Origin of the sequence: Cupriavidus necator N-1 (assembly GCF_000219215.1) — a bacterium.
Taxonomy (GTDB): domain Bacteria; phylum Pseudomonadota; class Gammaproteobacteria; order Burkholderiales; family Burkholderiaceae; genus Cupriavidus; species Cupriavidus necator.
Genome location: NC_015726.1, coordinates 2,382,249 through 2,404,275, shown reverse-complemented (window position 1 = coordinate 2,404,275; position 22,027 = coordinate 2,382,249). Strand labels below are relative to the sequence as shown.

Below are 22,027 nucleotides of genomic sequence, written 5' to 3'. Positions count from 1 at the left end.
CTCGGACTAATCCGACAAACAAGATGCGAAATCCCGCCTATATCATTGATTCGCCAGTCAAATCCGGCGAATTTGTAACGAACTTTGACATGTGAATGACAACCCTTTACCATCCCGCGAGAACTAGTTTTGGGGGTGGTCCGTCCGACGCATTGGATCGTGCACGGCACGTTTGCGGTGCAAGACAGGCCAGGTAAGCCTGGTCCGGATGTTGCATAGGGTTCACCCCGCAGGTTCACAAGAATTCCTCGCGAAGTTCACGCGAATTTCACAGATACCCAGCCCGCCCCGGACTTGTGCCGGGGCTTGCTTTGGAACGATCAACGGGAGAACCAATGCAGCGATCGGTACTTCATTCCCTGGCGCGTGCCGCCGTCGGAATTGCCATTGCCTGCGGTGCGACTGTGTCGAATGGAGTGCTGGCGGATACGGTATTCAAGGATGCCGACGCCCGTATCGATGCCTCGGCCCAGGCTGCGGACTCGCATACGGAAGGCAAGCGCGGCTTGCTGTCGTCGGTGGTGAATTCCACCAGCAATGTTGCCAGCAAGGCTGGCGACCTGGTCATGAATGCGCTGGGCCTGATTGGCGTGCGTTACCGCTTCGGCGGCAACAGCCCCGAATCCGGCCTGGACTGCAGCGGCTTTGTCCGCTACGTATTCCAGGACACCTTCGGCTTCATGCTGCCGCGCCGCTCTGTCGAAATCAGCCGTGTCGGCACCACCGTGGCAGCCACCGACCTCCGTCCGGGCGACCTGGTGTTCTTCAACACCATGCGTCAGACCTTCTCGCACGTTGGCATCTATATCGGCGACAACAAGTTCGTGCATGCCCCGTCCACGGGCAGCAAGATCCGTGTCGACGACATGCGTGCAGCTTACTGGGTGACCCGCTACAACGGCGCCCGCCGCATCGAGGATGGCAAGGAGGGCGGTGCCGATGGCCTCGGCGACATGGTCGAGACGCTCAAGCGCTACGACCCCAAGGTCGCCCGCGCATCGCTGTACGGCGGCTGAGGCTTCGGCGCGCTTCAAGCAAAAAGGACTGCTGCGGCACTGCTGCGGCAGTCCTTTTTGCGTTGGCGAGGCGTGGCCTCCCGGGTTATTGCGCTGCGACCGTTCCGGCCGGCGTCAGGCGGGCCTGTTCCAGCTGCTGCCGTAGCGTTGCCATCACCGCCGTGGTGGCCTGTTCGCCGGCCAGTATGGCCTGGTTGCGGGCGTTGAAATCGCTGCCGCCCATATCGGGCAGCTCGGGGCGGATCACCACGTCGGCGCGCGCCAGTGCCATCTTGTTGATCGACTGGCCCATGATCGCGGTGGTCTGCAGCAGCACGCCGCTCTGGCCGGCGTTCTTCTGCGCCGACGGGTCGGCCGAGATATTGACCGCGATGACAAAGTCCGCGCCCATGCTGCGCGCGGAATCCACCGGCACCGGCTCGACCAGGCCGCCGTCGACATAGTCATGCCCCTGGATCGACACCGGCTGGAACACGCCGGGCACGCTGCTCGACGCGCGCACGGCCTGGCCCGTGTTGCCGCGGCGGAACAGGATCTTCTCGCCGCTCTTGAGGTCCGTGGCGACAATGCCCAGCGGCAGCTTCATGGCCTCGATCGTCCGGTTCTGCACCAGCCGGTTGATGTAGTTCTGCAGCGCCTCGCCCTTGAGCCAGCCGCCGAAGCGGGTGCCGAAGGGCAGGGCCCAGTCGGCGATGGCGGCTTCGTCCATGGTCAGCGCCAGCTTGTTCAGCTGGAAGCCATTCAGTCCGCTGGCGTAAAGCGCCGCCACGACTGCGCCGGCGCTGGTGCCAGTGACCAGGTCGGCATGGATGCCTTGCGCTTCGAGCGCCTTGATCACGCCGATATGGGCAAAGCCGCGTGCCGCGCCGCCGCCCAGCGCCAGGCCAATCTTGACGGGCCGTGGCGCGGGCGGGGTGGTGGCGAGCGGCGGCGCGGGACGCGGGCCGAACGAGCAGCCCGCCAGCAGGGCGGCCGCGGAGATGCCGAGGAAATTACGTCGTTGCATGAAGCGGGATCAGTAACCAGGTAGGACCGGCGGATACAGGGATGTGATGCGGGCGCTCCTCCATGGGGGCTGGCATCGCCTTGCCTGAATCACCGGCATCACCTCAGACCGGCGCAAGCATAAATGATTCCGCGCGGCGCCGGCACGCCGGGCGAGGCGAGGGATGCGCGTTGGTATAATGCAAGGCCTGCACATACACCAGCCTGCGCGCCGCTGCGCGCGGGCTTTCTTGTTTCTGCCCCTGACCATGACCCAACGCGTCCGCACCCGCTTTGCGCCGAGCCCGACCGGTTTTATCCACCTCGGCAATATCCGCTCAGCGCTCTATCCCTGGGCCTTCGCCCGCCGCATGCAGGGCGACTTCATCCTGCGCATCGAAGACACCGACGTTGAGCGTTCGTCGCAGGAAGCGGTTGACGTGATCCTGGAAAGCATGGCCTGGCTGGAGATGGATATCGACGAAGGCCCGTTCTACCAGATGCAGCGCATGGACCGCTATCGCGAGGTGGTGGCGCAGATGGTCGAGTCCGACCTGGCCTACCGCTGCTACATGAGCACCGAAGAACTGGACGCGCTGCGCGAAGCCCAGCGCGAGCGCGGCGAGAAGCCGCGCTACAACGGCTTCTGGCGTCCCGAGCCGGGCAAGGTCCTGCCCGAGCCGCCGGCGGGCGTCGATCCGGTGATCCGCTTCAAGAACCCGATCGGCGGCAGCGTAGTGTGGGACGACGCGGTCAAGGGCCGCATCGAGATCTCCAACGACGAGCTCGACGACCTGGTGATCGCGCGCCCGGACGGCACCCCTACCTATAACTTTTGCGTGGTGGTGGACGACCTCGACATGAAGATCACGCACGTGATCCGCGGCGACGACCACGTCAACAACACCCCGCGCCAGATCAACATCATCCGCGCGCTGGGCGGCACGCCGCCGGTCTACGCCCACCTGCCGACCGTGCTCAACGAGCAGGGCGAGAAGATGAGCAAGCGCCATGGCGCCATGGCCGTGACCGGCTACCGCGACGAGGGCTACCTGCCCGAAGCCGTGCTGAACTACCTGGCGCGCCTGGGCTGGGCCCACGGCGACGCCGAGATCTTCTCGCGCGAGCAGTTCGTTGAATGGTTCGACCTGGAGCACCTGGGCAAGTCGCCCGCCCAGTACAACCCCGAGAAGCTGGCCTGGCTGAACAACCACTACATCAAGGTCGGCGACAACCAGCGCCTGGCCACGCTGACGCAGCCGTTCATCGAGGCGCTCGGCGGCAAGGTGGAAGGGGCGGACTTGGCCGGCGTGGTGGGGCTGGTGAAGGACCGCGCCAATACGCTGAAGGAAGTCGCGCAGGCGGCGCTGCTGTTCTATCGCGGCGAGCCGCAGGCGGCTGCCGCGCTCAAGGCCGAGCACCTGACCCCGGAGATCCAGCCCGCGCTGGCAGCGCTGGCCACCCAGCTGGCCGCGCTGCCGGAATGGAAGCGCGAAGCCATCAACGCCACCTTCAAGGCGGTGCTGGCCGAGTTCGGCCTGAAGATGCCCAAGCTGGCCATGCCCGTGCGCCTGCTGGTGGCCGGCCAGCTGCAGACGCCGGGCATCGACGCGGTGCTGGAACTGTTCGGCCGTGACACGGTGCTGCGCCGCCTGGCGGCGGCTGCATAAAAAGTCGTGAAAAAGTCCGCGCCGGGGGCTTGCGCTCCGGGCCGGACTTGCGCATAATCTCTTTCTCCCTGCAGCGCGGTCCCTGACCAAGCGGGCTGGCTGATCCGCAAGGATCTTCGCAATCTCCGAACTGATTTTTGAAGTGACGGGAAAGCGAAAAAAAGCTGAAACGGGAGCTTGCAAAGATTAGTGGTTAATATATAATCTTGGCTTCGCTTGAAACGGTAGTTAAATCAGGCGAAAACGCAGCAAGTTGCAGTAAATGGCAGTACCATGGGGCTATAGCTCAGCTGGGAGAGCGCTTGCATGGCATGCAAGAGGTCAGCGGTTCGATCCCGCTTAGCTCCACCAAGATTTAGGTGTCATCCAGGTTTTTTTCGGGTGGCGCCAGACGGAACGTGTTGAAAGACAAGTTTCTGTCCCCTTCGTCTAGAGGCCTAGGACATCACCCTTTCACGGTGAGTACAGGGGTTCGAATCCCCTAGGGGACGCCATAACAGCAGGGCGTAATCAGACGTCCAGCATGTCGTCTCAAGCATCAGCTTGAAACGGCAGCCGACTAAGGAGTGGTAGTTCAGTCGGTTAGAATACCGGCCTGTCACGCCGGGGGTCGCGGGTTCGAGTCCCGTCCACTCCGCCAAAACTAGACCCGCATGGTTTGCGCCATGCGGGTTTTTCTTTGGGTGAGGGATTATGTCGTTAATCGCCGCAAATGCAATAAAAAATGTTGCGCTCATTGTGAAGCCCGCTATATAATCCTGTCTTCGCTGCAAATGCTGCAGTAAGGGGCAGACAGCGAAGGTGGTTTCAGCAGTAACCGTCCAGCAGTACCGGATACGGGGCTATAGCTCAGCTGGGAGAGCGCTTGCATGGCATGCAAGAGGTCAGCGGTTCGATCCCGCTTAGCTCCACCAGAATTTGGGAAGCGTCTGAAAAGAAGCTTCCCAGGCGCGAAAAAGCCTGCTATGATGGCAGACTTTCCAGCGCAAGACAGAAAACGCGTTGTAAAACAAGTTTCTGTCCCCTTCGTCTAGAGGCCTAGGACATCACCCTTTCACGGTGAGTACAGGGGTTCGAATCCCCTAGGGGACGCCAAAACAGCAGGGTGTAATCAAACGCCCAGCCAGTCGTCCGGAGCCAAGGCTCCAGTCGGCACCGACTATGGAGTGGTAGTTCAGTCGGTTAGAATACCGGCCTGTCACGCCGGGGGTCGCGGGTTCGAGTCCCGTCCACTCCGCCAAATTAGAACGCCCGCGCAAGCGGGCGTTTTTCTTTTTCGGCTACTGAAATTGCGGGCCACCGCCCTTGCGAGCGGCCAGTGCCAGAGTCAGTTTTCCGGATCCTTGCTGACCCGGCTGAAATACCGCACCAGCAGCACGCCTGCAATCGCCAGGCTGATGCTGTTGGCCAGCCAGAAGCCGCTGGCGCCGCGCGTGAAGGCGGGCATGCCCTCGATCAGCCCGAAGCCCAGCACATAACCCCCGCCCAGTCCGATTCCCCACAGCGAGCCGGCGTAGATCAGCGTCGGGATCAGCGCGATCTTGTACGCGCGCAGGATAAACGCCGTCATCACCTGTACGGCGTCGAAGGCCTGGTAGAACGCCACGAACAGCACCAGCGGCAGCGCTGCCGCGACCACCGCGGGATCGCTCGCGTAGGCATGCAGCACCGGCTTGCGCAGCAGCCACAGCAGGGCACCGGTCAGCACCGCCAGCGTCACCGCCATGCGGATACCGCGCCAGGCAAGGCGGCTGGCGCCGGCCAGGTCGCGCGCGCCGAGATGCTGTGCCACCAGCGTCGAAGTGGCAATCCCCAGCGACAGCGGCAGCATGTATGCCACCGCGCCCAGGTTGGCGATGATCTGGTGCCCGGCCAGCGTCACCGTGCCCAGGCGCGTGATGAAGATCGACATCAGCGTGAACGAGGTGATCTCGATCAGGTAGGTCAGGCCCATCGGCAGGCCCAGCCGCAGCAGCGCGCGCAGCGGGCCAGCAGCCGGCCAGCTCCAGGTACTGAAGATCCGCAGCGGGTGATAGGCGCTGCCGTAGCGCAGGATCAGCAGCCCGGCGATGCACCAGGCCCAGCTGATCAGCGTCGAGGCCAGGCCGCAGCCGGGGCCGCCCAAGGCCGGCACGCCCAGGCCGCCGTGGATGAACCATGCATTGAGCGGCACCTTCAGCGCCAGCCCGCCAATCTGCAGCACCGTCACCATGACCGGGCGCGACAGCGCATTGTTCAGCGCCGAGTAGATGCGGAAACCCAGCGCCGCCGGCAGCCCGAAGGCACCGAAATGCAGGTAGGCGGTGGCTTTCTCGACCAGTTCGGGCGGTGCCTTGGCGAAAGCGAGCAGCGGGGCCGGGAAGGCCAGCAGCAGCACGCCCGGAATCGCCAGTGCGGCGCCCAGCCATGCGGCCTGCCGGACCTCGGCGCCGATCGCCTCGATGCGGCCGGCGCCATAGAGCTGCCCGGCGATGGGCGACAGCGCCTGCAATACGCCCATCAGGCTGATATAGATGGTGACGTAGATCGAGCCGCCCAGGCCCACGGCGGCCAGGTCGGTCGCCGAAGCGCGCCCGGCCATCACGGTATCGATGACGCCAAAGGCGATAACGGCAAGCTGGCCGGCCAGCACTGGGCCGGCCAGGCCGCCGATACGGCGAAGATCTTGGAACAGGGTCATTCAGGGCTCGGCAGGCTTGGTCAGGGCTGGATGGTCAGCCCCGCAGCCGCCCGCGGCCGGAATGGTTCGATGGCGCGACAGGCGCTGCGGTGGTGGTGACGCCGGAAAGGGCTCAGGGCTGGCGCGGCAGGCGGCGCCGCGGCAGGTCGGGGCGCGGATGGATGGCGCGCGCGGTATCGACCAGCCGATACATGCGGAAGCGCTCGTCGCGGTCCGCGGGACGGCGGCCTTCCCAGATCAGCCGCCACTCGAAATGCGAGATACTGCCCGGCTCGCCATAGTCGACCGAGTCATGGCGCAGCAGCACGTCGCAGCCGTCGTTGGGGCCGCCAAAGCGGATATGGCCGAAATAGGCAAACGATGCCAGCTGCGCATCGCCCATGCGGATCGGCTGGACGCACTGATAGGCAGGCGGCAGCGCCATCGCCGCGGCCTGGGCCACGTCGCGGTAGGTCTTGCCGTAGTTGATCGAGGGCAGCCACAGCGTCATTGCCATGACCCACATCAGGGTGGTGCCGGCGGCGGAAATCACCACCGGGCGCCAGATCTGCTTGGGCGCGCGCGACAGCCGCCAGCGCACGATCAGCACCCACGCGACCGTGGCCGCCAGCGCGAACACCACCGCGGCGATGGTGAACTCATGCTGGTAGCCGGGCAGCTGGCGGAAGACATTGCGCGCGATGCGCGGCGGCCAGCCGGTGGTCTTGGCGATCCACATGAACCAGACCGTGCCGCCGAAGATGGTGAAGAACAGCAGCGCGAACCAGTCGATCGCGTTGATCACGCCGCGCGCCAGCGTGGGCAGCGCGAATGCGGCCAGCACGGCCATCGGCGGCAGCAGCAGGATGAACTGCACGTCGCCGGCGCTGCGCTGCAGGAACAGCAGCACCAGCACCGGCAGCAGCAGCGCAAGCGGCGTCGCCACATGGGGTGCGCGGCGCATGCCGGTCCACGCGATCCAGGCCCAGCCCGCGATCGGCCAGACCGGCCACGTGTACAGGAACAGGTTGCGCATATTGAAGCCGAAGGTCGCCATATTGGGCGAACCGTAGCTGCGGCGGTCATAGCGCGACCATTCGCGGATAAAGGTCACCGCCTCGTCGCGGTCGGCTGCGCCGAAGTAGGCGGCCGCCAGCCATGCCGACACCGTCAGCAGCGCCAGCGGAATGCCGATGGCGGCCAGGCGCCGCCACGGCAGCGGCTTGCACACCAGCGCGCAGACCGCGCTGCCGCCCAGCAGCGCCAGCGGCAGCATGGGCCCGCTGGCCAGCGCCAGCCCGCCCAGCGCGGCGCCATAGACCAGGCTGCCCTGGATTGGCTTGTCGAGGCTGCGCACCATGCCGTACAGGGCCAGAGCGATAAAGGCGACCTGGCCGACCTGCGGCGTGGTCTCGTGCCCGCGCACGGCCAGGCCCACGCAGGCCAGGAAGATCAGCAGCGCGCCGTCGGCCAGCGTGCGGCCGTAATCGCGCGCATTGGGCTGGCCGCCGAAGGCATAGGCAAATGGCTGGACCTCGTCGCGCCGGCCCAGCAGGTAGGTGGTGTACCAGATGCAGGCGCAGGTCGCGAAGAAGAACAGTGCCGTGGCCAGCCGGGCGGCGTCGGCCGCGCTCAGCCAGTTGCCGAAGCCGCGAATCATCAGCGCGCCGATCCAGAACACCAGCGGGCCGTCCTCGCTGTACGGGCGGCCGACGATATTCGGCATCAGCCAGTCGTGCAGGTTGCCGGTGGCCAGCTGCCACATGACGCCAAAGCCGGCGGCGTCCTCGTTCTTCCACGGATCGCGGCCGAATAGGCCGACCAGGCCATAGATGATGCAGATCGCCAGAAGCAGCGCGCGCGGCAGGGCGCCGGTCGCGGCAGCGGTCAACTGGACGGGTGAGGTATTGGCTTGACGCATCGATGCTCAGGTCGGGCCGTGGCGCAATGGCGCGAAGGCCACAGTATCGCGCATGCGGCGGCCACGCGGGCCGTGGCATGGCGTGGAAGCCTCACGGGGTGTGGGGTAAATCCAATGAATGCGGCGGTACCGGTCATGGTCCGGCACAAAAGCAAAGAGGCAGCCGATGCTGCCTCTTTGCTGTTTCGCACAGGCCCCGGAGCATCTGTCCGCAGGCCTTGCGAAGCGGGGTTCGCTGAAAGCGATTACTTCGCAGCCTTGCCCAGCTTGTTGCCGAACTTTTGGCGGAACTTTTCCACGCGGCCGGCCGTGTCCATGATCTTCTGGGTGCCGGTGTAGAACGGGTGCGATTCCGACGAGACTTCGATCTTGGCCAGCGGGTATTCCTTGCCGTCCTTCACGATCTTGTCCTTGGTCTGGATGGTCGAGCGGGTGATGAAGCTGAAGTCGCTGGACATGTCCTGGAACACGACTTCGCGATAATTCGGGTGAATGCCTTCTTTCATGATGAGTCCTTTCTGGTTGGGTAGCCAGTCCGTTGCAATCCGCTGTTCTCTGCCGAGGGCGAGAGCGTGCATGGCGCGGCGACGAACGAACCACTTGCCGGTAACGGGCAAACCGGGATTATGGCAGAAAAACAAATACTTGGGGAAGAGCCTGCGCCACGTGCGACACAGAAAGTATTGCGCAGAATTGCGGCAAAAACATCACATGGAGGCCGGGTCCTGGCGATAGAAGGCGGCCAGCGACTGGTATACAACCGGCCAGTGTCGCGCAAGCCCGGTCGGCTCGACAAAAAAAGCCTCTGACGTCACAGCAAAGAACTCGCTCGGCGCCTCGGTCCCATACGGGTCGATGATGCGCAGCGCCGGTGGCAGCCGCTCCGGATGCTCCCAGTCGGCCTCGTCGCGCGCGTCCCAGGCCTCGGCAAAACGGTCGTACTCGGTCAGGAAGGTCTCGGCCCAGGCTTCCGCGTCGATGCCCGGGTGCAGCACGCGCGAGAAGGGCGGCACGCCATCGGGCTCGCCGTCGAGCATGTCCAGCTTGTGGGCGAATTCGTGGATGACCACGTTGTAGGTATCGGCCGGCAGTTCGTGGTCGCTGTCGATGCCGGCCCCGGGGGTGTGCACGTCGGGCCATGACAGGATCACCGGCCCGTGCTCCCAGGCCTCGCCGGTGGCTTCCTCGACCACGCCGTGCACCAGGCCGATCTCGTCCTGCACGGTCCGGCGGATGATGAACTCGCCCGGGTAGAGCACGATGCCGTGCCAGCCCCGGTACCAGGGCAGCCCCAGCTTCAGGATCGGCACGCAGGCCTGCACGGCAACACTGACCACCATGTCGTCGGCCAGCGGCAGGTCGTGCGCGGTGGAGTATTCCTTGTCGGCGATGAACAGCGTGGCCAGCTCGCGCAGCGCCGCCAGGTCTTTGCTGCCGTAGCGCTGCACGAACGGCAGCGTGGCGACCGTGCGCGTCCACAGCGCGTCGGGGATGGCGTAGTGCTCCAGCTTGCGGGCCAGCGAGCGGGTGCGCAGGAATGAGGTCAGTTTGCCGAGCATGGGCGTAGCGCCGTGCGCTGTGAAATGGTCCGGCAACAAAAGGTCGGGCAACAAAAAAGGCGTGCCGGGGCACGCCTTCCTGTCCGCCTTGCGGCGATGCTGCAGCGAGGGCTCAGCCGCCTCTGCGCATCATATCGAAAAACTCGGCGTTGTTCTTGGTGGCCTTCATCTTGTCCATGATGAATTCCATCGCCTGCACTTCATCCATGTCGGAGATGAACTTGCGCAGGATCCAGATCTTCTGCAGGATTTCCGGCTTGATCAGCAGCTCTTCGCGGCGCGTGCCCGACTTGTTCAGGTTGATCGACGGGTAGACGCGCTTCTCGGCCAGGCGGCGTTCCAGGTGCACTTCCATGTTGCCGGTGCCCTTGAACTCTTCATAGATCACGTCGTCCATGCGGCTGCCGGTTTCGATCAGCGCGGTGGCGATGATGGTCAGCGAACCGCCTTCTTCCAGGTTGCGCGCGGCACCGAAGAAGCGCTTCGGGCGCTGCAGCGCGTTGGCGTCCACACCACCGGTCAGCACCTTGCCCGAGGCCGGCACCACGGTGTTGTAGGCACGCGCCAGGCGGGTGATGGAGTCCAGCAGGATCACCACGTCGCGCTTCAGTTCAACCAGGCGCTTAGCCTTCTCGATCACCATTTCGGCAACCTGGACGTGGCGGATGGCCGGTTCGTCGAAGGTCGACGCAACCACTTCGCCGCGCACCGAGCGCATCATCTCGGTCACTTCTTCCGGGCGCTCGTCGATCAGCAGCACGAACAGGTCGGCTTCCGGATGATTGTTGGCAATCGCGTGGGCGATGTGCTGCAGCATCACGGTCTTGCCGGACTTGGGCGATGCCACCAGCAGCGCGCGCTGGCCGCGGCCGATCGGCGCGATCATGTCGATGATGCGGCCGGTGATGTTTTCTTCAGCCTTGATATCGCGTTCGAGCGTGAGCGGCCGGTTCGGGTGCAGCGGCGTCAGGTTCTCGAACATGATGCGGTTCTTGACCGCTTCGGGCGGCTGCCCGTTGACCTTGTCCACCTTGACCAGTGCAAAGTAGCGTTCGCCGTCCTTGGGCGTACGCACTTCACCCTCGATCGAATCGCCGGTGTGCAGGTTGAAACGGCGGATCTGGGACGGGCTGATGTAGATGTCATCCGTGCTGGCCAGATACGAGGTTTCGGGGGAGCGCAGGAAGCCGAAGCCGTCGGGCAGCACCTCGAGCGTGCCGTCTCCAAAGATGGTTTCGCCCATCTTGGCGCGCTTCTTCAGGATCGCAAACATCAGTTCCTGTTTGCGCATCCGTTGTGCATTGTCGATCTCGAGCGTAGCCGCCATTTCGAGAAGCGCAGACACGTGAAGCGATTTGAGTTCTGTCAGGTGCATAGACGAGGGGTACAGATGGGCCCGGACGGGCGAGACCTAAAGGGAAGGGGGGAAATGAGCGAACGCTCGGGGAGTTGTTGGTGGCATCTTAGCACAATCCGACCGGCGCGCCAGGATGTGGCGCACGCACGTCGGATCGTGGCAAAACCGGGACCGTGGGTCAGGTCCCGGTGCGCAGCTTACAGGTTGCCGTCGAGGAAGGCGGTCAGTTGCGACTTGGACAGCGCGCCGACCTTCTGGGCCGCGACCGCGCCGTTCTTGAACAGGATCAGCGTCGGGATGCCGCGGATGCCGAACTTGGCCGGCACCTGCTGGTTTTCATCGACATTGATCTTGGCGATCTGCAGCTTGTCGCCGTAGTCCTTGGCGACTTCGTCCAGGATCGGCGCGATCATCTTGCAGGGGCCGCACCATTCCGCCCAGAAATCGAGCAGGACGGGTTTGTCGGACTGGAGGACGTCAGCGTCGAAGGAGGCGTCGCTCACATACTTGATTTGTTCGCTCATGGCGGAAAACCTCTGGTTTCGCTCTGTTTATGTTGAAGGCTGGAGACTTCGGAGGGCCGAACCGTTACCTTACACGAGATTGCGCGGACCCGTCGGGCCGCCTCCGCAGCCGCAAACAGGCTGTGGGGGCCGCTGCCGCGCCCGGTGCTGCCGATATGTTACCAGTTTGCCGATTTTCAAGACCGGCCTGGCAACCCTCGAAAGGGCGCCGGCACGGAAATGATTCTGCTGCAATCGGGGGATTCATTGAAATGCTTATTTTCTATGGCGCCGAGAGATTCGGGCAATCGCTCGCGGCACACGAAGGGGTGTGTCATAGAATGCACTTATGCGTGCGTCGCGGGTGCCGGATGCGAGTGGCGTGCGCGTAGAATAGAAAGCGGTTCGCGGGCGGCGCCAGCGGGCCAATCTTGCATCCTGCGCCACTGACTAGGTCATCGACATGAACACCGATCCCCGCAAGCCTTCGCAGCCCGAGCCCGGCCAGGCGCCGGACGTGGACCACCTGAGCGATGCGCTGGACCATATCAGCAGCGCCGTGGAGACCAACAGCATCGCCAGCGGTGCCGCACGCGGCCTGGTCTACAGCATCATCGAGACCCTCGGTACCCTGGTGGGCGACCCGGACCTGCCCGAGCATGCGCGCTCCGGCTATGAGGGCCTGCTCGAGACCGCGCGCGAGATCCGCGCTCGGCTGGAAAGCGGTTCGGACTGAGCCGGCTCCGCCTGTCCCGCATCGCACTTGCCGCCAGCCGCTCAGGCCGGCGGCGCCCGTATTGTTTCCGTTGCATCCTGACGCTTTCGCCGACCGACGCAGTTCGCGCAGCCATTCCGGGCTGTGCCCCACGCGCCCATGACGTCGCTACGTTTTCGCCCTGGCCCTGATTTCCTCGACCAGGCGGCCACTGCTGCCTGGTATTTCCTCGACCGCTGCGGCGCGCCGGAGGCGGGCGCGCACGTGGTCGTGCCCACCGCCGCGCAGATCCCGGGCGTGCGCCAGGCACTGGACGCCGCCGCCCGCGCGGCGGGCCGCCCGCGGCTGCTACCGCGCGTGCTGACGCTGGGCCACTGGCTGCTCGACCTGCCGCCAGAGGGCGCCCCGGTGCGCAGCCCTGCCGCACGCCTGCTGGCCGTGCAGCAGGCGGTGCGCGGGCAGGACTGGCTGCGCCGCGCCTTCGGCGCCCAGAACGAGACCGCCGCATGGGGCCTGTCGCAGACGCTGCTGTCGATCTGCGACGAGCTCAACGCGCGCTGGCTCGAAGACGCCGCCATCCGCGACGATGACGAGATCGACGGCGACGATCGCGCCGGTCTGCTGCAGGGCGCGCTGGAACGGACCTATTCGCATCTGTCTGAGCGCTTCCTCGGCGAAGAGGCGCGCATCGTGCTGGCATTCTGGCAGGCGCTGTCCGGCCCGGACGATCCGCTGCCGGCGCGGCGCCGCACCTTGCGCGAGCTGTCGCAGCAGCTGCGCGGCCCGGTGATATGGATTGCCCCGACCCCGCCGACGCCGCTTGAGGCCGCGTTCCTGCGCGATGCCGCCGAGCTGGTGCCGGTGCTGCAGGTCGGCTATGACTGGACCGGGCAGGGCGAGAGCGATGCCGACTGGTACCAGATGCTGCTGGCGCTGTGGCCGGAAGCGAGGATCGCCGACGATGCCGAAGGCGTCGCCCCTCCGCCGGCCATGCCTGCGCTGCCGCCGCAGCGTCCGGCGATCCGCGTGGTCGGCAGCGCGCGCTTCGAGGATGAAGCCGCCGCGGCAGCCGCGCAACTGGTGCAGTGGCTCAATGAAGGCCGCCGCCAGGTGGCGCTGGTCGCGCACGACCGCGTGGTGGCGCGGCGCGCCCGCGCCTTGCTGGCGCGCGCCGGCGCACCGGTGCGCGACGAGACCGGCTGGAAGCTTTCCACCACGCGCGCCGCCGCCGCGCTGATGCGCTGGTTCGACCTGCTGGTGCGCGATGGCGACACCGCCGCGCTGCTGGACCTGCTCAAGAGCCCATTTTGCCTGCCGGACGCTGCCGGGCGCGGCGCGGCCATCGCGCTGCTTGAGCGCCAGGTGCGGCGCGAGGGCATCACCGGCGGCTGGGCGCGCCTGCGCCAGCTGTTCGGTCACGCACCGACCGACGCGCAGCAAGCTGCCGCGGAAGATGAGGATGCCGCTGAAGCGCCGCGCCGCGCCGCGCACGCGCTCATCGCCGTGCTCGCCGACGAAGCCGCGCGCTGGCCGCGCGGCCTGGCGCAGCATCCGCTGGCAACCTGGCTGGAACGGCTCGACGGCATGCTCGACGGCCTCGGCATGCGCGCGGCGCTGGCCGCGGACGATGCCGGCAGCCAGCTGCTCGATGCACTGGCGCGGCTGCAGGAGTTGCCGCTGGACGAGACCGGCGGCCATGCCACGCTGTCGCAGGGTGAATTCCGCGCGATGCTGTCGGCGCTGCTGGAATCGGTCGCCTACAAGGAGCCCTCGGCCAGCGGCCCGGCGCGCATCACCATCCTGCCGCTGAACGGCGCGCGCATGCGCCGCTTCGAGGGCGTGGTGATCGTCGGCTGCGATGACGCGCAACTGCCCTCCAGCGCCGCCGAGCTGATGTTCTTCTCCAACCAGATGCGGCGCGAGCTGGACCTGGAAGACCGCGAGGCCCGCTTTGCGCAACAGGCGCGCGACCTGGCCGAGGTGCTGCTGAACAACGACGACGTGGTGCTGACCTGGCAACGCTACGGCAGCCGCGGCGAGCCGCATCATGTGTCGGGCTGGATCGAGCGGCTGGCGGCGTGCTGCGCGCGCGCGGGCGTCAGCATCGAAGCCGCCGCCGCACCGCAGGCGCACGAGACCTTTGCCGATCCGCAGGGCATGCCGGCGCCGGCGGCAGAGCCCGCGCTGGTGCCGGTGCGCTGGAGCGCGCAGGCCTACAACATGCTGCGCCGCTGCCCCTACCAGTTCTTCGCCGGCCGCATGCTGGGCCTGGCCGGGCTGGAGACAGTCAGCGACGAGCTGGAAAAACGCGAGATCGGCGAACACCTGCACCACGTGCTGCTGCGCTACCACAAGGACCTGCAGGCGCGCCGCGAGCGCGGCGAGACGCTGGCGGAAGACCAGCGCCTGGCCCGCCTGGCCGAGATTTCCGACGACGTGTTCGGCGCGCTGATGGCCGAGGACGGCAATGCCATTGCCTACTACCGGCGCTGGCGCGAGGTGATGCCGTCGTACGTCGCCTGGCAATCCGCGCGCGAGGCCGAGGGCTGGTTCTGGCGCGGCGGCGAGCTCGACGCCGGCATCGACCTGCCGATGCCCGACGGCCAGCCGCTGCGCCTGACGGGGCGCATCGACCGGCTTGACCAGGGCCCGGGCGGGGCGCATGCCGTGCTCGACTACAAGACGCAGAGCGCCACCCGCCTCAAGCGCAAGCTGGCCGAGGTCGAGGAAGACTGCCAGCTGCCGTTCTACGGCCTGCTGCGCGCCGATGCGGCAGCGGGCAGTTGGGTATCGCTCGAAGGCGCGCGCGAGGGCGCACCGGCGGCGCAGCGCGAAGTCGGCCTGCCCGATTTCGAAGCCGCCGTCATCTGGCTGGAACGGCAGATGCGCGACGACGTCATGCGCCTGCGCCAGGGCGCCAGGCTGCCGGCCTTCGGCGATGCCTCCGCCTGCCTGTATTGCACTGCCCGCGGCCTGTGCCGCAAGGGCTTCTGGGAATCCACCGCCGTGCCGGCGCTGACATCATGACGCCTCACGATCCGCACCACGTCCAGCCTTACCAGCGCGACGGCGAGCCCGTCTCCGAGGCCGAATTCACGCGCGCCGCCTGCGATCCGGCACGCTCCGTCGTGGTGGAAGCCTGCGCCGGGAGCGGCAAGACCTGGCTGCTGGTGGCGCGGCTGGTGCGCTTGCTGCTGGCCGGTGCCGCGCCGCACGAGATCCTGGCCATCACCTTCACGCGCAAGGCCGCCGAGGAAATGCGCGACCGCCTGCTGGAGGTGCTGGCACAGCTGTCGCGCGACAGCGACGACGACGTGATCGCCGCGCTGGTGCAGCGTGGCCTGACGCCCGACGCCGCACGTGAGGCGCTGCCGCGTGCGCGGCGCCTGCACGCGCAGGTGCTGGCCGCGCCCGGGCGCATGGCCATCGATACCTTCCACGGCTGGTTCGGCACGCTGCTGCGTGGTGCACCGCTGGCCTCCGGCATCGTGCCGGGCGCGGCGCTGCGCGAAGATGCGCTGCGCATGAAGCGCGAAGCCTGGGCCCCGGTCTGGCGCGCGCTGGCGACGCCGCAATACACCGATTTGCGCGAAGCCTGGGAAACGCTGGTCGATACCGTGGGCGACTTCCAGGCACGCGCGCTGCTGGACGCGATGTTCCATGCCCGCAGCGAATGGTGGGCGATGCAGGAGGGCGGCGACCCGCTGCAGGCGCTGTCCGACTGCCTGGGCGAAGACGCCCAGGGGGACGTGCTGCTGCAGGCGCTGGCCGACGAAGGCTGGCGCGATGCCTGCGAGTCGCTGGCGCTGCGCCTGGGCGCGGCCGGCAAGACCGAGCAGACCCACGCCGCCCGCATCACCGATGCGCTGATGGCGATCACCGCGTGGCGCGAAGCGGGCGCGGCGCCCGGCAAGCCCGCCGAACGGGTGTTCGCGCAGTTGCGCGCCGCGTTCTTCACCACCACCGGCGGCCCGCGTTCGCTGCGGCGCACCGCGGCGCTGGTCAAGGCCGCCGGCGGCGAAGGCATGGTCGATGCGTTGCTGGACGAGCATGCATCGATCTGCGCCATGCTTGACGACATCAGCGCGCGTTGTTGCGAAGCTGCGGTGCTGGCGATCAACCGAGCGCTGTTCTGCATCGGCGATGCCTTGCTGACGCGCTACCAGCGGCACAAGGACGAGCAGCGCGCGATGGACTTCGCTGACCTGGAATGGCAGGCCGCGCGCCTGATGTCGGACGAAGAGACCGCCACCTACCTGCAGGTGCGGCTCGACGCGCGTTACCGCCATCTGCTGCTCGACGAGTTCCAGGACACCAACCCGCTGCAGTGGCGCATCCTGCAGGGCTGGCTGGCCGGCTACGCGGGCCTGGGCGAGCGGCCGACGGTGTTCCTGGTGGGCGATCCCAAGCAGTCGATCTACCGCTTCCGGCGCGCCGATGCACGGTTGTTCGGCGCGGCCGGCGAGATGCTGCGCGATGCGTTCGGCGCCACCGTGCTGCGCACCAACCGCACCCGGCGCAACCGTGCCGAAGTGCTGGACTGGGTCAACGCCGTGTTCGACAGCGCGCGCGCCGAGGGCCGCTATCCGTTGTACGCGACCCAGACCACGGCACTGGCCGGCGGCAACGGACCGGTCTGGCTGCTGCCGCTTGTGGAGCCCGAGGACAAGGCCGACGACAAGGCCGCTGAAGCCGTGGACGGCGCCGCCGAAGACGAACCGGCGCAAGCCGCCTCGGCCCATCGCGACACGCTGCTGCAACCTCGCCGGCAGGCCGGCGATTCGCTGCGCCTGGAAGAAGGCCGGCGCGTGGCCGCGTGGCTGCGCCTGGTGCGCGACACCGTGCCGGTCCATGAAGGCGGCGAGCAGCGCCCCGCACGCTGGAGCGACATGCATCTGCTGGTGCGCCGCAAGACCCATCTGGCTGACTATGAGCGCGCGCTGCGCGAGGCCGGCATCCCGTGCCTGAGCCCGCGCCGCGGCGGCCTGCTGGCCACGCTCGAGGCGCTGGACCTGTCAGCGTTGCTGGCGTTCCTGATGACGCCGGAATCGGACCTGGATCTCGCGCACGTGCTGAAGAGCCCGCTGGTGGGGGCGACTGACGACGACCTGCTGGCGCTGGCCCGGATCGAAGGCGAGGGCAGCTGGTGGGCACGCATCGAGTCAGGCGGCCTGCCCGAACACGTATCCGATGCGCTGCGCGAAGGCGTGCAGCGCTTGCGCCAGTGGCTGCGCGTCGCGCCGCACCAGCCGGTGCATGACCTGATCGACCAGATCTTCCACGGCGGCGAAGTGCGGCGCCGCTATGCCGAGGCCGCGCCGCCGGATATCCGCGAACAGGTGCTGGCCAACCTCGATGCCTTCCTGAAGCTGTCGCTGGACCTCGACGGCGGGCGCTATCCGAGCCTGCCGAAGTTTATCGACGAGCTGCAGGAAATCCGCCGCGGGGACGAGGGCGAAAGCCCCGACGAAGGCGGCATGGGCGAGAGCGCCGAAGACGTGGAGCCGGCCGAGGACGATCCGGCGTTTGCCGGCCTCGACGCAGTCCATATCCTGACCGTGCATGCAGCCAAGGGCCTGGAGGCGCCGTTCGTGGTGCTGCTCGATGCCAATCACAGCGAGCCGGCCGCGGACCGGGGCGGCATCCTGGTCGACTGGCCGCCGTCGTCGCCGGTGCCTCGGCATTTCTCGGCCTACAGCAAGCGCAGCGAGCGCGGGCTGGCGCGGGCGCCGATGTTCGAGTCGGAGGCGGCGCTGGGCGAGCGCGAGAACTGGAACCTGCTGTACGTGGCCATGACGCGCGCGCAGCAGGGCCTGCTGGTCAGCGGGGTCAAGGGCCGGGCCAACCGCAGCGGTTCGGGCGAGGGCAATGCAGAGATCGCCGGCAGCTGGTATGTGCGGCTGCAGGCTGCAGGCGTTGGCGAGATGGTGCCGGCCTATCCGGGCGAGCTGGCCGATGCGCAGGACCAGGCCCAGATGCCCGCGCGCCTGAGCGAGCCGGTGCGCTTTACCGACTTCCGGCTGCGCTATCGCGATGCAGTGGATGCGCGCCAGGAGATCGGGTTTGAAGAAGAGGGCGAGGCAGAAGCCGAAGACGAGTCCGACGGCATCGTCTTCAACGCCGCGGCCGCCCGCCACGGCGAGCTGGTGCATGCCTTGCTGGAACGCCTGACGCGCTATCCCGACGCCTTTGCCGGCGTGCCGGGGATCGACACCGTATTGCGCTGGTTCCCGCTGACGGGCGCGCACACCGGGCCGGCACGGCAGGCGTGGCGGCAACAGGTGGCAGAAGCGCTGGAGGCGGTGGCTGCGATGCTGCGCGCACCGGCGCTGGCGCCGTTGCTGGGGGCAGGGGACGTCCGCAGCGCGCGCAATGAAGTCGAACTCTATGACGCGCGCGGCCGGCTGCTGCGTATCGACCGGCTGGTGGAATTCGACGACCGCGTGGTGATCGTCGACTACAAGCTGCGGCTCCTGCCGCAGGAGCATGCCGCCTACCGCGCGCAGCTGGGCCGCTATGCGGCCGCGATTGCGCCGATGTTCCCGGGCAAGCGTATCGAGGCCGGCGTGGCCACTGCGGACGGCGAATGGATTCCCGCCGAGCGCCTGGCGCCGCCGATGCCGCAGCAGGGCTCGCTGTTCTGACGGCTGGCGTGGCACCCGGACAGGGTGCCAGAATCGGCGCAAAATGGGGTGTGCGGCGCGCGCGATCGCGGCTCGGCTGTACTAAAGTGACAGGGACTGCGCTGCAAGCGACTCGTGCGTGCGGATATAGCGGGAGGGGTACGGCAGGATGGGGTGGGAGGTGGACGAGCCTGACCCTCGGCACTGGCGGAAAACGGCTGTGGCTGCTTCGTTCCCGACCTGACCAGGTTGACCGCGCCACCATGCGAGGAGGCCCGTCCGAGCGGGATTGTACCCCAGACCGCGATACCGCGGAGAAATTGCGTTGAATGCCCTTTGCAATGGTGGGTCATTGCCCGCGGCAAATGCGTCGGCTTGATCTGGCGCAGGGAACGCGGGCCGCGGCGGCCCGACCATTCACCGACCCAGACCGTGGTGAGCCAATACATGAACGCAAACGACCAGATCATTCGCGGCGCCCTGGCGCCGCAGGAAATCTCCACCGAAGTCCTGATCGAGAAATACGCCAAGGGCGAAGAGCGCAGCATTGCCGATGTCAGGCAACGCGTGGCGCGCGCGCTGGCGCAGGCCGAACCCGAGGACCAGCGCGAGGCCTGGAGCGCGCGCTTCCTGTGGGCGCAGGAAAACGGCTTCGTGCCGGCCGGGCGCATCAATTCGGCGGCGGGCACCGGCATCCAGGCCACGCTGATCAACTGCTTCGTGCAGCCGGTGGGCGATTCGGTGTCGGAGCCGCGCGAGGGCCGCCCCAGCATCTACACGGCGGTGGCGCAGGCCGCCGAGACCATGCGCCGCGGCGGCGGCGTGGGCTATGACTTCTCCGCGATCCGCCCCGCCGGCGCGCTGGTGCGGGCCACGCATTCGCGCGCCTCGGGGCCGGTGTCGTTCATGAAGGTGTTCGACGCATCCTGCGCCACCGTGGAATCCGCCGGCGCGCGCCGCGGTGCGCAGATGGGCGTGCTGCGCTGCGACCATCCCGATATCGAGAGCTTTATCCACGCCAAGGACAAGGGCGACCTCAGCAACTTCAATATCTCCATCGGCGTCACTGACGCCTTCATGCAGGCCGTGCAGGCCGACGGCGAGGTCGAACTGGTGCATGAGGCCGAGCCGGGCGCCGACATGATCGCCGCGGGCGCCTATCGCCGCGACGACGGCCAGTGGGTGTACCGGCGCGTGCCGGCGCGCAACCTGTGGGACCAGGTCATGCAGGCCACCTACGACCATGCCGAGCCGGGCATCCTGTTCCTGTCGCAGATCAACGCCGACAACAACCTTTATTACTGCGAGCGCATCGAGGCCACCAACCCCTGCGCCGAGCAGCCGCTGCCGTCCTATGGCTGCTGCTGCCTGGGCTCGATCAACCTGACGCGCTTCGTGCGCCAGCCGTTCTCGCCGCAGGCCGAATTCGATTTCGATGCCTTTGCCGAGGTGGTGCGCGTGGCCACGCGCATGCTCGACAACGTGCTCGACGTGACCTTCTGGCCGTTGCCCGAACAGCAGGCCGAGGCCCACGCCAAGCGCCGCGTCGGGCTGGGCTTCCTGGGGCTGGGCAGCGCGCTGGTGATGCTGGGCCTGCGCTATGACGCCGAGCCGGCGCGGCAACTGGCGGCGCGGATCTCGGAACGCATGCGCGACGATGCCTACCTGGCGTCGACCGAACTGGCGGTGGAGAAGGGCGCCTTCCCCTTGTTCGATGCCAATGCCTACCTGCAGAGCGGATTTGCCGGGCGGCTGCCCGAACGCTTGCGCGATGCCATTGCGCGCAATGGGCTGCGCAATTCGCACCTGCTGTCGATCGCACCCACCGGCACGATCACGCTGGCCTTTGCCGATAATGCCTCCAACGGCATCGAGCCCGCCTTCTCGTGGACCTACAACCGCAAGAAGCGGATGCCGGACAACAGCTACCGCAGCTTCGAGGTGGCGGACCATGCCTGGCGACTTTACCGTCACATGGGGGCCGACATGGCCCAGTTGCCGGACGCCTTCGTCACCGCGCTGCAGATGTCGGCGCTGGACCATATGCGGATGCTGGAGGCGGTGCAGCCGTATATCGACACCAGCATCAGCAAGACCGTCAACGTGCCAGAGGATTATCCGTACGAAGCCTTCCGCAACCTGTACCTGGAGGCGTGGAAGGCCGGCCTGAAGGGGCTGGCGACCTATCGCCCCAATTCGGTGCTGGGGGCCGTGCTGTCAGTAGAGGCGCCGGCGGCGGCGCCCGCTGCCGTGGCCGACGACAATCCGTTGGTGCGCCCCTTCGGCAGCCGGCCGGTGGGCGACCTGGAGGGGGTGACGTCCAAGGTCGAATACCTGACCTACGAAGGCCACAAGACCGTTTACCTGACCGTCAACTTCATGCGCGTCGCCGGCGTGGCCGACGGCAAGCCGGTGGAGATCGAGCGTCCGGTGGAGTTCTTCATGCCGGCGGGGCAGCGCAGCGAGGGCCAGCAGTGGATTACCTCCACCATGCGGCTGTTGTCGATGGTGGCGCGCTCGGGCGGCTCGGTGGCCAAGGCGCTGGCGGACATGCGCAACGTGGTGTGGGACAAGGGCACGGTGCGCTACGGCACGCTGGTGCGCCAGGACGGCACCGAGGTGCCGCGCTTCCATGACTCCGAAGTGGCCGCGCTCAGCTACGCGCTGCAGCGCATCCTGATCAAGCGCGGCTTCCTGGATGCCGAGGGCGGCCAGGTGCCGGTAGCGGCGCTGGCCGCCAGGCTGGCCCAGCGCGAGGCTGGGGGGCAGGCGCTGGATGCCGGGGCCGATCTCGCCAGCCAGGCCCGGGCCCCCGGCACCCCCGGTGTCGGCACCGGCAAGCCGTGCCCGGAGTGTGGCGCGCACGCCCTGCACAAGGTCGACGGCTGCGCCAAATGCGCCAATTGCGGCTACGTGGGCGAGTGCGGCTGAGCCCCGCCGCGGGCGGGTTGCGGCCACCGGAGCCGGCCCGCGCGGCGCGTGGCGAATAAAGACCGCGAGGTCGGGGCGGCGGCGGCCGG

Annotated in this window: 13 protein-coding genes, 6 tRNA genes and 1 other RNA gene; 12 read left to right on the top strand and 8 right to left on the bottom strand. The window is 67.2% G+C overall.

Translation table 11 applies throughout. The features are described from left to right. The first annotated feature begins 335 nt into the window (after positions 1–335). Positions 336–1,016, top strand: a complete 681-nt coding sequence (locus tag CNE_RS11290) for a C40 family peptidase (protein ID WP_013957254.1) — start codon at positions 336–338, stop codon at positions 1,014–1,016. Between the two features lie 85 nt (positions 1,017–1,101). Here CNE_RS11290 and CNE_RS11285 read toward each other — a convergent pair whose 3' ends face one another. Further along, complete coding sequence (locus tag CNE_RS11285) at positions 1,102–2,022, bottom strand: patatin-like phospholipase family protein (protein ID WP_013957253.1); 921 nt, start codon at positions 2,020–2,022, stop codon at positions 1,102–1,104. Between the two features lie 247 nt (positions 2,023–2,269). On the opposite strand from CNE_RS11285, the gene gltX reads away from it, so the two are divergent. The 7 genes from gltX to CNE_RS11250 all read left to right on the top strand — a co-directional run bounded on the left by gltX (position 2,270) and on the right by CNE_RS11250 (position 4,910). After that, on the top strand, positions 2,270–3,670 hold the full coding sequence (gene gltX, locus CNE_RS11280) for a glutamate--tRNA ligase (protein ID WP_013957252.1): 1,401 nt from the start codon (positions 2,270–2,272) through the stop codon (positions 3,668–3,670). A 275-nt stretch (positions 3,671–3,945) separates the two neighbouring features. Continuing rightward, positions 3,946–4,021, top strand: a tRNA-Ala gene (locus CNE_RS11275). Between the two features lie 67 nt (positions 4,022–4,088). Next, positions 4,089–4,164 (top strand) — tRNA-Glu (locus tag CNE_RS11270). A 69-nt stretch (positions 4,165–4,233) separates the two neighbouring features. Continuing rightward, positions 4,234–4,310, top strand: a tRNA-Asp gene (locus tag CNE_RS11265). 198 nt (positions 4,311–4,508) lie between these two features. Then, positions 4,509–4,584 (top strand) — tRNA-Ala (locus tag CNE_RS11260). A 105-nt stretch (positions 4,585–4,689) separates the two neighbouring features. Beyond that, positions 4,690–4,765, top strand: a tRNA-Glu gene (locus CNE_RS11255). A 68-nt stretch (positions 4,766–4,833) separates the two neighbouring features. Further along, a tRNA-Asp gene (locus tag CNE_RS11250) sits at positions 4,834–4,910 on the top strand. Between the two features lie 87 nt (positions 4,911–4,997). Here CNE_RS11250 and CNE_RS11245 read toward each other — a convergent pair. The 6 genes from CNE_RS11245 to trxA all read right to left on the bottom strand — a co-directional run bounded on the left by CNE_RS11245 (position 4,998) and on the right by trxA (position 11,690). Further along, complete coding sequence (locus CNE_RS11245) at positions 4,998–6,350, bottom strand: MATE family efflux transporter (protein WP_013957251.1); 1,353 nt, start codon at positions 6,348–6,350, stop codon at positions 4,998–5,000. Positions 6,351–6,462: 112 nt separating this feature from the next. After that, positions 6,463–8,250, bottom strand: a complete 1,788-nt coding sequence (locus CNE_RS11240; protein WP_013957250.1) for an ArnT family glycosyltransferase — start codon at positions 8,248–8,250, stop codon at positions 6,463–6,465. 245 nt (positions 8,251–8,495) lie between these two features. Continuing rightward, positions 8,496–8,756 carry a type B 50S ribosomal protein L31 gene (locus CNE_RS11235; protein WP_010814268.1) on the bottom strand — a complete coding sequence of 87 codons (261 nt, stop codon included), beginning with the start codon at positions 8,754–8,756 and terminating at the stop codon, positions 8,496–8,498. Between the two features lie 201 nt (positions 8,757–8,957). Then, the gene (locus CNE_RS11230) at positions 8,958–9,809 is read right to left on the bottom strand and encodes a M90 family metallopeptidase (RefSeq protein WP_013957249.1); all 852 of its coding nucleotides are present in this window, start codon (positions 9,807–9,809) and stop codon (positions 8,958–8,960) included. A 112-nt stretch (positions 9,810–9,921) separates the two neighbouring features. After that, the gene (rho, locus tag CNE_RS11225) at positions 9,922–11,184 is read right to left on the bottom strand and encodes a transcription termination factor Rho (protein ID WP_010814266.1); all 1,263 of its coding nucleotides are present in this window, start codon (positions 11,182–11,184) and stop codon (positions 9,922–9,924) included. Between the two features lie 179 nt (positions 11,185–11,363). Further along, entirely contained in the window at positions 11,364–11,690 is a 327-nt protein-coding gene (gene trxA, locus CNE_RS11220; RefSeq protein WP_010814265.1) for a thioredoxin TrxA, read from the bottom strand. Between the two features lie 442 nt (positions 11,691–12,132). Between trxA and CNE_RS11215 the strand changes: the two genes are divergently transcribed. The 3 genes from CNE_RS11215 to CNE_RS11205 all read left to right on the top strand — a co-directional run bounded on the left by CNE_RS11215 (position 12,133) and on the right by CNE_RS11205 (position 19,028). Further along, positions 12,133–12,405 carry a hypothetical protein gene (locus CNE_RS11215; RefSeq protein WP_013957248.1) on the top strand — a complete coding sequence of 91 codons (273 nt, stop codon included), beginning with the start codon at positions 12,133–12,135 and terminating at the stop codon, positions 12,403–12,405. Positions 12,406–12,543: 138 nt separating this feature from the next. Continuing rightward, on the top strand, positions 12,544–15,411 hold the full coding sequence (locus CNE_RS11210; protein WP_013957247.1) for a PD-(D/E)XK nuclease family protein: 2,868 nt from the start codon (positions 12,544–12,546) through the stop codon (positions 15,409–15,411). Further along, positions 15,408–19,028, top strand: a complete 3,621-nt coding sequence (locus tag CNE_RS11205) for a UvrD-helicase domain-containing protein (RefSeq protein ID WP_013957246.1) — start codon at positions 15,408–15,410, stop codon at positions 19,026–19,028. Before CNE_RS11210 ends, CNE_RS11205 begins: the two co-directional genes overlap by 4 nt. A gap of 160 nt (positions 19,029–19,188) precedes the next feature. On the opposite strand, the gene ffs is transcribed toward CNE_RS11205, so the two are convergent. Then, an RNA gene (gene ffs / locus CNE_RS38930) (signal recognition particle sRNA small type) lies at positions 19,189–19,287 on the bottom strand. A gap of 167 nt (positions 19,288–19,454) precedes the next feature. Here ffs and CNE_RS11200 point away from each other — a divergent pair. Beyond that, positions 19,455–21,938, top strand: a complete 2,484-nt coding sequence (locus CNE_RS11200; RefSeq protein ID WP_013957245.1) for an adenosylcobalamin-dependent ribonucleoside-diphosphate reductase — start codon at positions 19,455–19,457, stop codon at positions 21,936–21,938. The last annotated feature ends 89 nt before the right edge of the window (positions 21,939–22,027 follow it).

What these genes read in the sequence shown, in the direction of transcription:
- gltX (WP_013957252.1), top strand. Translation starts at nt 2,270, where the DNA reads ATGACCCAACGCGTCCGCACCCGCTTTGCGCCGAGCCCGACCGGTTTT.
- CNE_RS11230 (WP_013957249.1), bottom strand. Translation starts at nt 9,809, where the DNA reads ATGCTCGGCAAACTGACCTCATTCCTGCGCACCCGCTCGCTGGCCCGC.
- rho (WP_010814266.1), bottom strand. Translation starts at nt 11,184, where the DNA reads ATGCACCTGACAGAACTCAAATCGCTTCACGTGTCTGCGCTTCTCGAA.
- trxA (WP_010814265.1), bottom strand. Translation starts at nt 11,690, where the DNA reads ATGAGCGAACAAATCAAGTATGTGAGCGACGCCTCCTTCGACGCTGAC.
- CNE_RS11215 (WP_013957248.1), top strand. Translation starts at nt 12,133, where the DNA reads ATGAACACCGATCCCCGCAAGCCTTCGCAGCCCGAGCCCGGCCAGGCG.
- CNE_RS11200 (WP_013957245.1), top strand. Translation starts at nt 19,455, where the DNA reads ATGAACGCAAACGACCAGATCATTCGCGGCGCCCTGGCGCCGCAGGAA.
- CNE_RS11210 (WP_013957247.1), top strand. Translation starts at nt 12,544, where the DNA reads ATGACGTCGCTACGTTTTCGCCCTGGCCCTGATTTCCTCGACCAGGCG.
- CNE_RS11235 (WP_010814268.1), bottom strand. Translation starts at nt 8,756, where the DNA reads ATGAAAGAAGGCATTCACCCGAATTATCGCGAAGTCGTGTTCCAGGAC.
- CNE_RS11240 (WP_013957250.1), bottom strand. Translation starts at nt 8,250, where the DNA reads ATGCGTCAAGCCAATACCTCACCCGTCCAGTTGACCGCTGCCGCGACC.
- CNE_RS11285 (WP_013957253.1), bottom strand. Translation starts at nt 2,022, where the DNA reads ATGCAACGACGTAATTTCCTCGGCATCTCCGCGGCCGCCCTGCTGGCG.
- CNE_RS11245 (WP_013957251.1), bottom strand. Translation starts at nt 6,350, where the DNA reads ATGACCCTGTTCCAAGATCTTCGCCGTATCGGCGGCCTGGCCGGCCCA.
- CNE_RS11205 (WP_013957246.1), top strand. Translation starts at nt 15,408, where the DNA reads ATGACGCCTCACGATCCGCACCACGTCCAGCCTTACCAGCGCGACGGC.
- CNE_RS11290 (WP_013957254.1), top strand. Translation starts at nt 336, where the DNA reads ATGCAGCGATCGGTACTTCATTCCCTGGCGCGTGCCGCCGTCGGAATT.